The organism is Fulvivirga sp. AWR4_260, from assembly GCF_056158185.1.
Genome location: NZ_JBSWSU010000015.1, coordinates 1074632 through 1091058 on the forward strand (window position 1 = coordinate 1074632; position 16427 = coordinate 1091058).

A 16427-nucleotide genomic window follows, 5' to 3' on the forward strand; every position below is an offset into this window, starting at 1 on the left:
AACTCCATTTCACTAAATGGAGTTTTTTGTTTTATAATAGTCTCATAAATAAAGCCTCATATTTGTAGTTTTGAGGTTCGTAAAATTATTCCCATCTCCACGCTCAACTAGTTGCTTAATATGTCTGCAAAAAGCTTTGTAATATATAGATCTTCTGCCGGTTCAGGTAAAACCTATACCCTTACCAAAGAGTACCTAAAGCTGGCTTTAAAGCGAAATAAATACTACAAGCACATCTTGGCTGTTACTTTCACTAACAAGGCCATGCAAGAGATGAAAGACAGAATTGTGCAGAAGCTTTATGAATTCTCTACGGGCAAGCTTGATGTTATGGCTGAAGAAATTATGGCGTATCATCAATTAGATACTTTCGCTTTTCAGCAAAAATGTAAAGACACTTTAACGGATATATTGCATGGTTACTCTCACTTTTCTATAAGTACAATAGATACTTTTTTTCAGAAGATCATTAGAAGCTTTGCCAAAGAACTCGGCTTGGCAGGGAGCTACAAGCTAGAGATGGATATTGACCTGGTGCTCATGCAAATTGTAGATGATTTACTGTTTGAAGTAACGGAAAATAAGCAAGTCCGTGAGTGGATCATCAGTTTTGCCAGAGAGAATTTGCAAGAAGGTAATAGTTGGGATGTACGTAAAAACATCAAAGACTTAGCTTATGAAATATTTCAGGAGAATTTTAAACAGATAGAAACCGAAATATCTCAGCAAGATGCCAACTTAACTAAAAACCTCAAGAAACAACTAGATGAGGTAATAAAGACCTTTGAAAATAAGATGGATGCTTTTTCAAAAGAAGGCTTTAAAATATTGAAAAACCACGGGCTTGATGTAGCAGACTTTTCTTATGGAAACAGCGGGGCTATGGGGCATCTGAATAAAATCAGTAAAGACAAGAAAAGTTATGAGCCAGGGAAAAGATTACAGGCAGCTTTGGACGGTGGCAGTTGGTATGCTAAAAAATCTACTAAAGCAGGTGATATAGATACTGCATTGGCGGCCGGCTTGCAAGATGCCCTGAATCAATCAGTGGATTACTTTAATGCTGAACATCAGGCTTATACCACTGCGGTGCAAGTGAAAAAGTTCTTTTATGGCTATGGTTTGCTGGCCGATTTGTCTCGTAAACTGCAAGAGTACAAGCGTGATAACGATGTGATGCTGATTTCGGATGCTACCAGATTTTTAAAGGAGCTGGTGCAGAATGCCGATGCACCATTTGTATATGAGAAAGCCGGTTCTTTCTATCAACATTTTTTGATTGATGAGTTTCAAGATACCTCAGGCTTTCAGTGGGATAGCTTTAAGCCTTTAGTAGATAATAGCTTAGCAGAAGGAAATAAGAACCTTGTAGTTGGTGATATAAAGCAATCTATTTATAGATGGCGTGGAGGAGATTGGGAGCTGCTATTGCATAAAATAGAAAGTGATATAGGTTCTCTTAGAACTCAAAATGAAGTGTTGGACACAAATTTCAGAAGTGAAGCCAACATTATACAATTTAACAATAGCCTTTTTAAACAAATGCCCACCACAATGGTAGGCATGGCCAGTAACGGTATAGAAGAGTGGAAAGTGTTGGAGAAGGTGTATGAAGATACTTATCAAAATATTCCACCGCACAAGAGTAATGATCCGCAAGGCTATGTTAATATCTCATTTTTAAAAGACGAAGAAGAGTATTCATGGAAAGAGCAGGTTGCTGAAAGGCTTCCACTTTTAATAGAAGAGTTACAGGATGCTAATGTGCCACTAAAGGACATTGCTATTTTGGTGAGGCGAAACAGAGAAGGGCAGGCAGTTACAGATTTTCTTACACAATATATTCAGGAAGGTAAAGCTAAGGAAGGCTATAGGTATGATGTAGTTTCTAATGAATCTTTGTTTTTGATAGCTTCTCCTGTAATAAGGTTAATCATAGCATCGCTTCGATATTTGTATGATAAAAATGACAAGGTGGTGCAAGCCGAAATGGTGTACGAATATCAGAAGGGAGTGCTGGAGGCAGATATTTCTGAAAGTCATATTTTTCAGAGTATCAGTGCTGGGGAGTTAGAAAAATGGCTGCCGCAGTCATTTGTGGAGGCCGGAGATCATGTTTTATACCTACCTTTCTATGAACTAGTAGAGGCTATAATCGATTATTTTTCTTTAAATAGGTCTGCGGGGCAGTATGCTTATTTGCAAACCTTTCAAGATTTAGTGTTGAAGTTCTCTCAGAACGAAAAAGGTGACATCCATTCATTTTTAGAATGGTGGAATGAGAGAGCTTCTAAAGAAAGTATTAAGGTTTCGGATGACCTGGATGCTATCAGAATCGAGACCATACATAAATCTAAAGGGCTTGAATACACTTCTGTAATATTGCCATTTTGCGATTGGGAAATAGATCATAAGCGTTCGCCCATCATCTGGACGATTACTGACAAACCTCCTTTTAATATTGGGCACTTGCCATTAAAATATAAAAAGGAATTAGCCAATACTTATTATGGCGTTGATTATGAAGAAGAACGGATAAAGGCTCATCTCGATAGTTTAAACATGCTTTATGTAGCATTGACAAGGGCAGCTCATAACTTGTGGATTTTTGCTCCAGACAAAAGAAATAATATTGCTGAAGTAATGAAAAATACGCTCAAGTCGGGACAATTTGAGCTAGCAGAGCATTTTGAGCCAGAGAGCAATGTTTTTGAATTTGGTAGTCGTGATTTTAAGCTAGAAAAGGAAGAAACGGTAGTTTCAACGGCATTGACTTTAGATGCGTACCAACATTTTCATTGGCGAGGTAAATTGGCTGTAAAACAAGATGCTGATGACTTTTTACAAGAGGAGGAAGATGGGCGAAGAATGAAAATTAACTATGGTATACTCATTCATAAACTGCTTTCTAAAATTCATTATATGGATGATAAGGAAAGGGCACTTACGGCATTATATTACGAGGAGGGATTAAATGCAGAGCAGAAAACCGAAATAGAGGAATTGCTGGGCAAGCTTTTGGGCAATAATGAAGTACAGGAATGGTATGCCAAAGGCTGGACTGTGTATAACGAGATGCCCATTATAACACCGCAGGCAGAGTACAGACTGGACAGGGTAATGCTCAGAGCTGGTAAGGCTGTGGTAGTAGATTATAAGACAGGCTTGCCAAAAAATGAAGATGTAAAGCAGATGAAAAGGTATAAAAACCTTTTGAATGAAATGGGATATGAAGAGGCAGAGGGGTATTTATGGTATTTGGCAGAAAACAGAGTTCAGGAAGTTAATTAAGAGTATACATACAGTTTAGGGTCGTATAGAAATAATAATGTCAACTTTTTTACATCAAATAGCGGAAACGCTTATCAAAGATTATGGTGGTCGGCTAGCCGAAGTCACGCTAATATTTCCTAACAGAAGGGCAGGGTTGTTTTTTAAGGAAAGAATGCGCGATTTAATTGCTCAACCTACTTGGTCACCTCGTATCATGTCTTTTCAAGATTATATGGCCATTCAGTCAGAAATGCAGGTGGCTGATAAACTTTACCTTACACACAAGCTGTATGATGTATATTCTAAAGTGCTAAAGACAGGCGAAAGCTTCGATCGTTTTTATTATTGGGGGCAGATGCTGCTGAAAGATTTTGATGATGTAGATAAGTATTTGGTTAATCCTGAAAACTTGTATGCTAATCTTAGTAGCCAAAAGCAACTCGATCTGACATTTGATTTCTTAATGCCTGAGCAAAAGGAAATTATTCAGCGATTTTGGTTGGGCTTTGATAAGAGTAAATCGGAGCAAAAGGAGAGGTTCGAATTTGTTTGGGATAGGCTTTATAAAGTCTATGTTAGTTTTCAGCAGGCCCTTAAAGATGAAAAGTTGGCTTATGAAGGTATGCAATACCGTTATGTAGCTGAGAGGATGGATAAGCTAGACTTCAAATTTAGTGATGGTCCTGTGGTTTTTGCAGGGTTCAACGCACTAAATAAAGCTGAGGAGACGATTATTTCTTGGTTTCTAGAAAATAAAGAAGCCAGAATAGAGTGGGATTTAGATGCATATTATGTAGAGAATAGAAATCAGGAAGCGGGTATATTTATGCGGGAGTATCGGGCTAAGCCTGCCTTTGCTCAATCTTTTCCAAAAGAACTCCCCAACCAGTTTAAGACTGAGAAAAAAGATATACGTGTAATTGGAGTCCCTCAGTATGTGGGGCAGGCAAAGCTCATGGGGCAGCGGTTAGGGCAGTTATTAAGATCGAACCCTGAGCTTAACATCAAAGATGTAGCAGTAGTGCTGGCTGATGAAGCCTTGCTATTTCCGGTGCTTCACTCGTTGCCTGAAGAGATACAGGCCATTAACGTTACCATGGGTTTTCCTTTATCTTATGCGCCAATCAATAGTCTTTTAGAGCATATCCTTGAGCTTCAGCGTACTATTAGGGTTGATCCTGATGAGAATACACTGTATAATTTTAAGCCTGTCTTGGCTATAATGAGGCATCCGTTGATTCTAGCATTGGATGTGGAAAAGGTGCAGGAGATTGCTCAGAAGATTGAAAAGGAAAATAAAGTATTTCTAACGGCAGCTGATATTCCTGATCTGGAGGTGTTGAAGTATATTTTTATGCCTGCGGAAGATGATCTCATCAAGTATTTGGGGGATATTTTATTGGCATTACATCAGTTGTCTAATGATGAAAATAGTATTGAGGTAGAGTATATTCATCACTTTTATCAAATACTTAATCGCTATGAGGAGCTTTTGCAAATCGGGAATCAGAAAACGGATTTGGCCTCTTTTAGCAGGCTCTTTAAACAACTTGTTCGTACCGAAAGATTGCCTTTTGCGGGTGAACCAGTTATAGGTTTGCAAATTATGGGAGTGCTAGAAACTCGTAACCTTGATTTTAAGCATATTTTTGTATTGTCAATGAACGAAAGCTTCTTTCCTGCTCAGGGAGGTAAGCATTCATTTATACCTTATAATTTAAGAAGAGCCTATAGGTTGCCCAATTATGATCAGCAAGATGCCATTTACGCTTACCTTTTTTATAGGCTTTTGCAGAGGTCAACAAATATTGAGCTTTATTACAATACCGAAAGTAGTGACTTAGGAGCTCAGGAAATGAGCCGTTTCTTGCAGCAGTTGATTCATGAATCTGGCTTGGAGATAAAGCAGGAAATGCTGGCCAACTTTTCTGAGCTCGAGAAGGCCCGTACGATTACAATAGCGAAGGACGAAACGGTGCTTAAGAGTTTGAACAGATATTTAAATACTGAAAGCGGTAGAGCTTATAAAAGATTATCTCCTTCGGCCTTAAGTACTTATTTAGATTGTAGGCTCAGGTTTTATTACCGCTATGTGGCAGATCTTTTTGAGAAAGATAACATGGAGGAGGATGTGGATGCTCGTACTTTAGGTAATGTATTGCACTATGCCATGGAGGTGCTGTACAAAGATTATGTGCAGGAAACGGGTAATGCCGAAATTCATGAGCGCGATATAAAGGCTTTGACGCTAAGGGTAGAGAAGGCGGCCACGCATGCTTTTAGAGAGCAGTTTGCTATAGAGGAGGGCCGAGTGTTTTATTTTGAAGGGAAGAATATTATAGCCAAGGAAATAATAAAGGACTTTATGCTCAATATATTAAAGCTCGATAAACAATACACGCCATTTGAGTTTGTGGGGGCAGAGTTACAAATAGAGCTTGATTACAATGTAGTTGGAGAAATAACAGCATCTGATGCTGGTCAGAAATACAACGTAGGGTTGCGTGGTACGATTGATAGAGTAGATAGAAAACAACAAAGAGTAAGGTTAATTGATTATAAAACAGGTCAGGATAAACATGTTTTTGATGGTATTCCGGAGCTTTTCGATAGAAAGAAAAAGAACAAGGCCGCTTTTCAAACAATGTACTATGCCTTATTGTATGATCATCTACGCAAAGATGATGAACTGATGATTCCAGCTGTTTTTAACAAAGATTCCCTGTTTTTAGGAGAAGATGTGTTGTTAGTAAATAAAAATATTGGAGTGGTGAATAATGCATCGCTTTACCTAGAGGAATATAAGCAGCATTTGGGTGAATTGCTTAGTGAGATATTCAATAAGGGTATCCCTTTCGATCAGACGGATGACGATAGAAAGTGCTTATATTGTGCGTATAATAATATTTGTGCTAGAGGATAAAAGTAATGATGAGTAGAGTTTTCATATTTGTATTATTTACAGTAGTGTCTCAGATGTCGTGGGCACAGTCAACTAAGTTAGTGGTAAGGGCGAAAGCTAAAGACGCTAAATTTATAGGGTCTTCTATTGGTGGAGCACAAGTGCTGGTGAAAAATGCCAATACCGGGGAGCTTCTGGCTAAAGGAATTACGCAAGGAGGTACAGGTAATACTGATCTTATTATGAAGCAACCTCATAGCAGGGCTCAGCGACTCAGTGATGATGGTACTGCTAAGTTCGTGGCCGATTTGAAGATAGAAGAACCCACATTTGTGACAGTAGAAGTAACATCTCCAATCAACCAGCCGCAGGCAGCTGTGCGTGCGTCTGTTCAAACTTGGTTAATTCCCGGAAAAGATATCGATGGAGAAGGGTTGGTTGTGGAAATTCCTGGTTTTGTGGTCAACATATTAGCACCGCAGACGCACGAAGGTATTGAGGCTAAAAAAGCATTGATCAAGGCTAATGTAGTGATGATGTGTGGCTGTACCATTTCTAACGGTGGGTTGTGGGATGCTGAAAAAATCGAAGTGAATGCTATTATTAAATCAGAAGGAAAGGTTGTAGACACTGTACCATTACATGTTAATAATAAGGTGAATACATTTGAAACGTATTATGACTTCAAGCAAGGAGGTCTTTATGAAGTTACTGTTTATGCTTATGATTCAGAAACAGGAAACACCGGAGTTGATAAGACCAATTTCATTGTGAAATGAAACTAGTAATTAGCATTTAAGAACATAGTAAATACATCCTGTTTCTCGTATAAGCCTTCATAAGAGTCATACCCATCAGGGAGTGGTATTATTCGGTCGCCATTACTGAACTCAAATTGTCGGTTAGCCTTTGGCTTGTCCTCAATTAATTGCTTGGGTAATGAACGTTGGTTTTCATCCCATAAAGATTCATTGTATACAATAATAGGGTTAATCATCTCTTGGTACAGAATAGTGCGTTGGCCATAGTTTAATTCCGTAACATGGTCTTTTTTAAATACTCCGCCTATAATGCTTATTTTCTCGCTAATGGTATCAGTATTTACATAGTATTCTGTATTAAGGGTAGTGCTTTTCAAGTAATAGTCATTGGCAACTTGGGTAAAGTCAAGCTGAAAATGAGCTTTGATTTTGTGTACTTTACATGTTTCTGGATACAATATGTTTTCAGCATTGTTGTCGTTGATGTCTAGTCTTAAAAGCGCATAATCATCTACTTTAATATAAGCCATGCCAGTATAGGTAAACTTTTTGGGGTCAATAGGTCTAAAGCCTATTACAAAAACATCAGTGTTGTTAAAAGAGGTAATGCTATCCACCGTAAAGCGGAACTGTTTGCTTACTTTTTTCTCGAAAAGGCTATTGTATAAATACTCGCTTTTGGCTCTGTTGAGCTTGTCTATTTCTAATGTTCTTTTTTTACTGCTGTTGCATTCTGAATTAACCGTGTATTTTGTTCTGCGTATGTTTTTCCACTGAGCTATATCGTACGAAAATAATTGGTTTTTTCGGTTGTAATTGGGCTGGTATCCAGCAATATGAAAAATGCCATATGCTTCAGTGTAGCCCGCATAAAATGAGTTTTTGATCACTTCTTCGGTGTAGTATCCATATAGATAATATGGGTGCTTGCCTAGTAATAGCTGCAGACTTTTTCCTGTTTCTTTAATCATCTCTTCGGCAGATTCACGGTCAGCTTTTACAGTTATCTCTCTTAGCACAGTTACCTTGGGCTTTAATAGAATGGTGTCTTGGCTATGTTTGCTCAGCTCTTGAATAGATATGGTATAAGGATGATACCCTATGTTAGAGATCAATAGATTTTGGTTGCGGTTGCTGGCATCTACTTTTAGTACAAATACACCCTCTGCATTGGTGCTGAATCCATATTGAAGAGCGGGAAAGGCTACCGTAGCAAAAGGCACAGGCTCTTTGTCTTCAGCATTCAGCACAGTTACACTTATTTGCTGAGCCGCAACAGTTAATATATTAGCGCATACCAAAATGAATAAAAGGCTAGCGCGCCTAAGATAAGTTGTTTTAACGTTGTTCATTGGTAAGTAATGATATCTAAAATAGTAGCCTGGCAGATTGCTGGTTTTGGTCAATATTAAGCCTGTATTAATATACTGCTGTTAATTTTAAATTTAAACGAATACAGGGTTAAGATGTTTTTGGAATATGAAATAAGAAAGTGAAACTTATTATATCACTGAATAACTTCATAATTTTGTTAAAAAGAGATAAACAGAATTATGTATTATAACTCCATTATAGAAGCCATAGGTAACACTCCCCTTGTAAAGCTTAATAAGGTGAGTCAGGGAATAAAGGGAACAGTATTAGTAAAGGTAGAATACTTTAACCCGGGTAATTCAATGAAGGACCGTATGGCGCTTAAAATGATAGAGGATGCCGAGAGAGAAGGGCTGTTAAAGCCAGGAGGTACTATCATAGAAGGTACATCGGGTAATACAGGTATGGGATTGGCATTGGTAGCCATTGCTAAAGGCTATAAATGTATTTTTACATTGTCAGATAAGCAATCTCAAGAGAAAATAGATATACTAAGAGCTGTAGGAGCAGAGGTGATCGTTTGTCCTACCAATGTGGCTCCAGAAGATCCAAGGTCATATTATTCTGTAGCTAAAAAATTGAATCAGGATATTCCTAACTCATTTTATCCCAACCAATATGATAATGTTTCTAATGCAGGAGCGCACTATGAAACTACAGGGCCAGAGATCTGGAAGCAAACTGAAGGGCAAATAACACATTATGCTGCAGGCGTAGGTACTGGTGGCTCTATGTGTGGAACAGCAAAGTATTTAAAAGAGCAGAACCCGGCAGTTACTACAGTAGGTATTGACAGCTATGGTTCGGTGTTTAAAAAATATAAGGAAACAGGTATTTTCGATCCTAACGAAATATATCCGTATATGACTGAAGGTATAGGCGAGGATATTTTACCTAAAAATGTTGATTTTGATGTTATTGATCACTTTGTGAAGGTAACTGATAAAGATGGCGCCATTATGACGCGTAGGCTGGCACGTGAAGAGGGGCTTTTTGTTGGGTGGTCGTGTGGGTCTGCTGTATTTGGAGCATTAGAGTATGCCAAGAAGAATCTGAAAGAAGATGATGTAATGGTGATTATTTTACCTGACCACGGAACACGTTACTTAGCTAAGATCTATAATGATAACTGGATGAAGAACCACGGGTTCTTAGAAGAGAGAGAATTTGCTACAGCAAAAGATATTATTGACAGGAAAAACGGAGCGGGTAAACTTTACACAATAGCTAAAGATCAAAAAGTGGGTGATGTGATGCGTATCCTCAATAAAGAAGGTATTGATCAAGTGCCTGTGGTAGAAAATAGTCAGTTTGTAGGAAGTGTTTCCACAACAAAGCTGTTAGAGGCACTTATAGATAACCCTAATGTTAAAGACCAATCTGTAGCTGATATTATGGATAAGCCAATGCCTTTCGTGGCTATGGATAATACCCTAGATGTACTCTCATCTATGATAAACAAGGATAATAAGGCTGTATTGGTAAGGGATCATCAAGATGAAGTGCATATCATTACTCAGCACGATTTGCTAGAAGCTATCAGTAACGGATAAGATATTTTGTATTGGCATAGATATTGTCTTGCTTATAGCAAGGTTGATAACATGTTAATGTAAGTAAGTTTTGGGACAAAGGCCTCGCTTAAAACGTAAGCGAGGCCTTTTTTTGTCTTTATTATACTAGGTGATAAATCATAAAAAAAAGGCCAGTACATTAATTAAATGTACTGGCCTAGATTATTTTAAGAGTAATCTCTTTATCTATATCAGCGTCTTACTGCGCCTGAAATAAGTGATATTACAAACAATACAAGGAATACGAAGAATAAAATCTTTGCGATTCCTGCTGCTCCTGCTGCTATTCCTCCAAATCCGAATAATGCTGCAACTAAAGCTACTATCAAAAATATTACTGTCCATCTAAGCATAATTGAAAATTTTTGGTTTTGATTATTCTATTGGAAATATTGAGCCATATTATTATTTGTTATTTAAGTACCTGTTTTTCAGTTTGTTATAAATTTTTGGTTTTCCGTTTAAGCCTGAAATATTGTGGAAAAGTTATGTATGTGGGTATTTTTTTACTCAAAACATTACATAATATAGATTGCTACATACCTCAGAAAATTTTACATTGTAATAAAGAATGAGTATGCACTATCGTTTATCGCTATATATTCTAATAACAGTATTGCTGTCACATATTTTTATTTTTTCAGGTGTGGCGCAAACTCCATTAATGGATAGCCTTTCAAGAAGTTATCATCAGGCTGTAACTGATAGCGCAAAAATAAGGTTACTTACTAGCTTGGCTTTTGAGTATACTCATGTGGCTCCATTAGTAGCTAAAGACGATGTTGATATTATCATTAACTATAGTAAGCTAGTTGGATATCCGGCAGGAGAGGGTATGGCTTATAATGTATTAGGAAGTGCAAATTGGGCGATGAGCAATTACCCTGAATCGTTAGAAAATTACTTAGATGCCTTAAAAGTGTTTCGGTTAGTAGGGGATGTTCAAGGAGTTTTTACGTGCTATAATAATATTGCAGAGGTATACAAAAAGCTTAATGAATATGACGATGCACTTCAATTTTTATATAAGGCTAAGCGATTAATTAATAAGCATCCTGAAATCGAAAATCAGTTTATGATTACCTTAAATATAGGGGAGGTGCATGTGGGCAAAAAAAGCTATGATTCTGCAAAATATTATTTTAAAAAAAGCTTTTTGAAAGTTGGAGATGATAAAAGGGCGCGCGCATACGCTTTTAGTGGTATAGGAGATGTCTATTATGCAGAGGGTAGTTATGACTCTGCTATTATTAATTACAAAAGTGCACTCTTGTTGAGAAAGCAATTGAAAAACATGAGAGGCGTAACTTTATCATATCATAAGCTGGCCAATGTTTATATGAAGCTAGCAGAGGTGTCTATAGCTGAAGATTTTTTTAATAAAGCATTACAATCAGCACTTAGTGTAAGTGCCAAAGATTTGGTCATGTCTATTTATCATGATAGAAGTGAGCTGTATAAATCCACTAGAAGGTACGAGGAGTCATTAACTGATTATGAACGTTTTTTTTCTATTAGAGATAGTATTTTTAATGAAGAAAAGTCTTCTCAGATAGCTCAGATGAGACATTCTTATGAGACGGAATTATTAAAAAAGGAAAGAGAGGCTTCAACTTTACAATTGAGGCAGCGTAATACTATCATTATTACGGTTATGATACTGTTCTTTATTTCTACAGCGTTGGCTTACGCATTTTACAAGCAAAGGAAAGTACAAACAGAAGTGAATAAGCTGCTGGCTGATAAAAATGATGAGATACAGGCCCAGTCCGAAAAAATACAGGTACAATCTGACAAACTGCTGAAGTTGAATCAAAATTTAGGTGCGCTTAATGATTCTTTGGAAGATAAAATAAAAGAGCGTACTAGGCTTTTGAAAGAGCAAAATCAAGTATTGGCCGAGTATGCCTATGTGAGCGCACATGAAGTGCGCTCTCCAGTAGCCAATATTATTGGTTTGGTAAATTTGCTAAATAGCAGTGCTATGAATGATGATCAAAAAGAAATTGTCTCCCACCTCAACAAAAGCATAAAAAATCTCGACTTGGTAATTTACAATATAAGAGCGAAGCTGGAAGATAAGAGCAACCAGCAACCTGGTGATTAAGTTTAAATGAGCACTAACCTACGGGTAGGTAAAAGCTCTTCTAGTTCTGGCGGTGGTCCAAAATGTTTGCCCAAAAAACCATTCAATTCATCTAGGGTTTCAGTGGACAGGATTTGGGTTATTTCATCTAATGCCGCTCCACATATCATATAAGGCATGTGCCCAAGTTCCATTTTAGTGCCTTTACAGTGGGCGTAAAGCTGAAATTCTTCCAAGCTGTTTTTTTCGTTTCCTTTAATTAAGCACTCACTGGTCCATTCTTTTGGGTTATCAGGGTGGTTTTGCATTATGTTTAACCTGTTAACCATGTTTACATTTTCAGTGAAATACTGTTCTATGCTTTGCATTGATTCTTTGGATATCTTATGCCTCATTTTTTCGGCACAATCCAAGCAAATGGCGTATTCAAATATTACATCAGCAGCTTTAAATCCATTATACTTTTTAACGGCTTTTTCTATAAAGTATTCCGTGTCATCATCAAGCAGATGTTTATCACATTCAATGCATTGTTCGAAGGGCTTTCCTTTACTAAAAGAATGAAACTCCTCTGGTATCTCCACCATTCTTCCGTTTTTTTCATCATTCATGGCTGCAAAATTAGTTGATTATAACCCTCATTGAAAAATATACGATCACAAAATCTGATTTTTTGTTTTCAGTATAGCCTAGTAGTTAAAACAATACCGTCTATAAATAACAATTTTCTACACCTAAAATTGTGCTTCATAAAAAGTTAAAACAATTAGACGGTGAAATTTATTAATACTTAGTGAAGTGAAATTGTAAGTGTTACATTGATAATTTTAAAATATTGATAAACATTTTTTATCATTTTTTAATTAAATGTGTGGTTATGATAAAAATACTCAAACTGGAAAACTATCTTTTTGTCATACCAGCAATATGTTTTAACTTTTCACTCATTAAAAGAGCTTCTTATACATAACATATATATCGATAAATGGATATCCAACTAAAGGACATAAAGAAATTGATGGTAGCTAATCGTGGAGAAATCGCGATAAGAATATTAAGAGCTACATCGGAATTGAAAATCAGGTCAGTAACTGTATTTACTTATGAGGATAGGTATTCTTTGCACAGATATAAGGCTGATGAGGCTTATCAAATAGGTGATGATAACGATCCTTTAAAACCTTATTTGGATATTGAGGAGATTATAGCGGTGGCCAAAAGAAATGATGTGGACGCTATACACCCTGGTTATGGCTTCTTGTCTGAGAATGTGAATTTTGCGCGCAGATGTAAAGAAGAAGGGATCATTTTTATTGGTCCGGAGCCTGAGGTGATGGATAAGTTGGGGGATAAGGTAGAGGCTAAAAAAATAGCAATAGAGGCCAATGTACCTATTATTGAAGATAGTAAAGAAGAATTGGTAAACTCTGATGTGGCGCTGGAAGAGGCCCGCAGAATAGGATACCCTATAATGGTAAAAGCTGCTGCTGGTGGTGGTGGTAGAGGTATGCGCGTAGTGCGTGACGACAGCCAGTTGGTAAGTGCATTTAACGAAGCTAAAAAAGAAGCAGGAAATGCCTTTGGCGATGATACCATATTTTTAGAGAAATTTATTGATCAGCCCAAGCACATTGAAGTGCAAATAATGGGTGATAACTATGGTAATATAGTTCACCTTTTTGAAAGAGACTGTTCTGTTCAAAGAAGGTTTCAAAAAGTGGTGGAGGTGGCTCCTTCAATCACGCTTAGTCAAGAGACAAGAGATAAGCTTTACGAATATGCTTTGAGCATTGCTAGTAACGTAAAGTATAATAACGTAGGTACGGTAGAGTTTCTGGTGGATAAAGAAGAGAATATCTACTTTATAGAGGTGAACCCAAGGGTGCAGGTAGAGCATACCATTACCGAAGAGGTGACAGGGATAGATATCGTTAGATCTCAAATCTTAATTGCCCGTGGATATGACTTGGCTGATCCAAGAATATTTATAAAAAGCCAAGAGGATGTAAAGTGTAATGGTTATGCTATTCAGTGTAGAATTACTACAGAAGATCCAAGCAATAACTTTAAGCCAGACTACGGTACCATTATAGCATATAGAAGTGCTAGTGGTTTCGGAATTAGACTTGATGCGGGTAACTGTTATGCTGGGGTTACTATATCTCCTTTCTTTGACTCCCTTTTAGTGAAAGTATCATCTTGGGGAAGAACATTAAAAGGCGCTGCTGAAAGGCTGGAGCGTGCCCTAAGTGAATTTAGAATTAGGGGTGTAGAGACTAACATTGGTTTCTTAGCTAATGTAATCAGTAATCCAGTATTTTATAAAGGCGAGGCTACGGTTAACTTTATTGGAGACCATCCAGAGTTATTTAATATGCCAAGACGCCTCAATAGAGGTACAAAACTGTTGAGTTACCTTGCTGATTTATCAGTGAATGGTAATCCTAATATTAAAAAAGCAGACTTAACTAAAGTATTTAGAGAGCCTAAAGTTCCTGAGTTTGATCGTTTGGGAGAGCACCCCAAAGGAACTAAAGATAAGCTTACTGAGCTTGGGCGAGATGGGTTTGTAAAGTGGTTGAAAGAAGATAATAAAATTCACTTCACTGATACTACTTTCCGTGATGCTCACCAGTCGTTATTGGCTACAAGGGTGAGAACGGTAGATATGTTAAAAGTAGCGGAAGGTTTTTCTAAGAACCATTCTAATATTTTCTCTATGGAAGTGTGGGGCGGAGCCACGTTTGACGTGTGTATGCGATTTTTGCATGAAAACCCATGGGAAAGATTGAAGTTATTCCGTCAGGCAATGCCAAATGTATTGCTGCAGATGCTTCTAAGAGGTTCTAACGGAGTTGGGTATAAGGCATATCCTGATAATTTAATTGAAAATTTTGTAGAAAAAGCCGCAGAAACCGGAATTGATATTTTTAGAATATTCGATTCATTGAACTGGGTAGAAGCTATGAAAACGAGTATTCGCACAGTAAGAGAAAGAACAGATTCTTTAGCTGAGGCGTGCCTATGTTATACTGGAGACATTCTGAAGGAGAATACTAAATATGATTTGCAGTATTATCTGGATTTGGCTCGTCAACTAGAAGATGAGGGTGCACATATACTTGCCATAAAAGATATGGCTGGTTTATTAAAGCCACAAAGTGCTGCAGTGCTTATTACTGAATTGAAAAAGGCAGTTGACCTTCCTATTCACTTGCATACTCACGATACTTCTAGCATCCAAAGTTCTACCTACTTTGAGGCTATTAAAGCAGGGGTAGATGTGGTAGATGTAGCTATAAGTTCAATGTCAGGGCTTACCTCTCAGCCGAACTTCAACTCTATGTTGGCCGGTCTGGAAGGTAATGAGAGAGAACATAAATTTGATCTTCATTCATTAAATAAGTACGCTAATTATTGGGAAGATGTAAGAGAGTACTATTATCCTTTTGAATCTGACTTGAAAGCAGGGACAGCAGAGGTATATGAGAATGAAATTCCTGGAGGGCAATATTCTAACTTAAGACCGCAGGCCAGAGGCTTAGGCTTGGAAGAAAAGTTTGTGAAGGTGAAGGAAAACTATGCTTTGGTGAATCAAATGTTTGGTGACTTAGTAAAGGTGACGCCATCATCAAAAGTAGTAGGGGACATGGCTTTGTTCATGACTGCTAATGATCTTACACCTCAAGATGTAATTGAAAGAGGGCACTCATTATCTTTCCCTGAGTCAGTGGTGAGCTTGTTTAAAGGAGATTTAGGTCAGCCGCATGGAGGATTCCCCGCAGAGTTACAGAAGATAATTCTTAAAGGAGAAAAACCATTTACTGATCGTCCTAATGAACATTTGGAACCGATTGATTTTGAGAAGGAATTTAAAGAATTTCAAGCGGAATTTGATGAGTATTGCGATGAACTAGATTTCTTGTCTTACAAGCTTTACCCAAAAGTGTTTAAAGATTTTCACGCTCATTGGCAAAAATTTGGAGAAGTGTGGAGACTACCTACGCCTGCATTCTTATATGGATTGAGGAATAATCAAGAGATATTTGTAGAGATAGGCAAAGGAAAAGCTATCATTATTAAGAAACTATACCGTTCTGAGCCTGATGAGCGAGGAATGTGTAAGGTTTACTTTGAGATGAATGGACAAACAAGGGTGCTTGAGGTGAGAGATGCCGACTTTAAAACTGATAAGCTTACGCACATAAAAGCGGAAGGTAATAAGCAGATAGGAGCACCTTTACAAGGAAGGCTAGCTGAAATAAAAGTGGCTGTAGGAGATCAGGTGAAAGAGAATATGCCATTATTTGCTATTGAAGCCATGAAAATGGAGTCTACCGTAAGCTCGCCAGTTTCTGGTGTAGTAAAGAAAATTCACCTACCTGTAGGAGAAATGGTAGAGCAAGATGACCTTGTTATAGAGCTAGAATAGTTAAAATTATTGTTCGATATAAAGA

General features: G+C 37.5%; 9 protein-coding genes. 6 read left to right on the forward strand and 3 right to left on the reverse strand.

The window, feature by feature from the left end; genetic code table 11:
• The first annotated feature begins 120 nt into the window (after positions 1 to 120).
• From ACXACQ_RS11090 to ACXACQ_RS11100, 3 genes are read left to right on the forward strand one after another with little or no spacing between them, the layout of a single operon-like run.
• Positions 121 to 3291 carry a UvrD-helicase domain-containing protein gene (locus ACXACQ_RS11090; protein ID WP_474976014.1) on the forward strand — a complete coding sequence of 1057 codons (3171 nt, stop codon included), beginning with the start codon at positions 121 to 123 and terminating at the stop codon, positions 3289 to 3291.
• A gap of 37 nt (positions 3292 to 3328) precedes the next feature.
• Entirely contained in the window at positions 3329 to 6196 is a 2868-nt protein-coding gene (locus ACXACQ_RS11095; protein WP_474976015.1) for a PD-(D/E)XK nuclease family protein, read from the forward strand.
• A gap of 5 nt (positions 6197 to 6201) precedes the next feature.
• Positions 6202 to 6954 (forward strand): hypothetical protein, encoded by a 753-nt coding sequence (locus ACXACQ_RS11100; RefSeq protein ID WP_474976016.1) that lies wholly within the window; start codon positions 6202 to 6204, stop codon positions 6952 to 6954.
• A gap of 2 nt (positions 6955 to 6956) precedes the next feature.
• On the opposite strand, the gene ACXACQ_RS11105 is transcribed toward ACXACQ_RS11100, so the two are convergent.
• A complete protein-coding gene (locus tag ACXACQ_RS11105; RefSeq protein ID WP_474976017.1) occupies positions 6957 to 8288 on the reverse strand; it encodes a carboxypeptidase-like regulatory domain-containing protein in 1332 nt (443 codons plus the stop codon).
• A 201-nt stretch (positions 8289 to 8489) separates the two neighbouring features.
• On the opposite strand from ACXACQ_RS11105, the gene ACXACQ_RS11110 reads away from it, so the two are divergent.
• A complete protein-coding gene (locus ACXACQ_RS11110) occupies positions 8490 to 9863 on the forward strand; it encodes a cystathionine beta-synthase (protein WP_474976018.1) in 1374 nt (457 codons plus the stop codon).
• 212 nt (positions 9864 to 10075) lie between these two features.
• On the opposite strand, the gene ACXACQ_RS11115 is transcribed toward ACXACQ_RS11110, so the two are convergent.
• Entirely contained in the window at positions 10076 to 10237 is a 162-nt protein-coding gene (locus ACXACQ_RS11115; protein WP_474976019.1) for a DUF1328 family protein, read from the reverse strand.
• A 224-nt stretch (positions 10238 to 10461) separates the two neighbouring features.
• On the opposite strand from ACXACQ_RS11115, the gene ACXACQ_RS11120 reads away from it, so the two are divergent.
• Positions 10462 to 11991: a tetratricopeptide repeat protein gene (locus tag ACXACQ_RS11120; protein WP_474976020.1), complete on the forward strand. Its 1530-nt coding sequence runs from the start codon at positions 10462 to 10464 to the stop codon at positions 11989 to 11991.
• Between the two features lie 2 nt (positions 11992 to 11993).
• Here the strand turns inward: ACXACQ_RS11120 and ACXACQ_RS11125 are convergent, their stop codons facing one another.
• Complete coding sequence (locus tag ACXACQ_RS11125) at positions 11994 to 12581, reverse strand: hypothetical protein (RefSeq protein ID WP_474976021.1); 588 nt, start codon at positions 12579 to 12581, stop codon at positions 11994 to 11996.
• Between the two features lie 374 nt (positions 12582 to 12955).
• Here ACXACQ_RS11125 and ACXACQ_RS11130 point away from each other — a divergent pair, with 374 nt between their 5' ends.
• Positions 12956 to 16402, forward strand: a complete 3447-nt coding sequence (locus tag ACXACQ_RS11130) for a pyruvate carboxylase (RefSeq protein ID WP_474976022.1) — start codon at positions 12956 to 12958, stop codon at positions 16400 to 16402.
• The last annotated feature ends 25 nt before the right edge of the window (positions 16403 to 16427 follow it).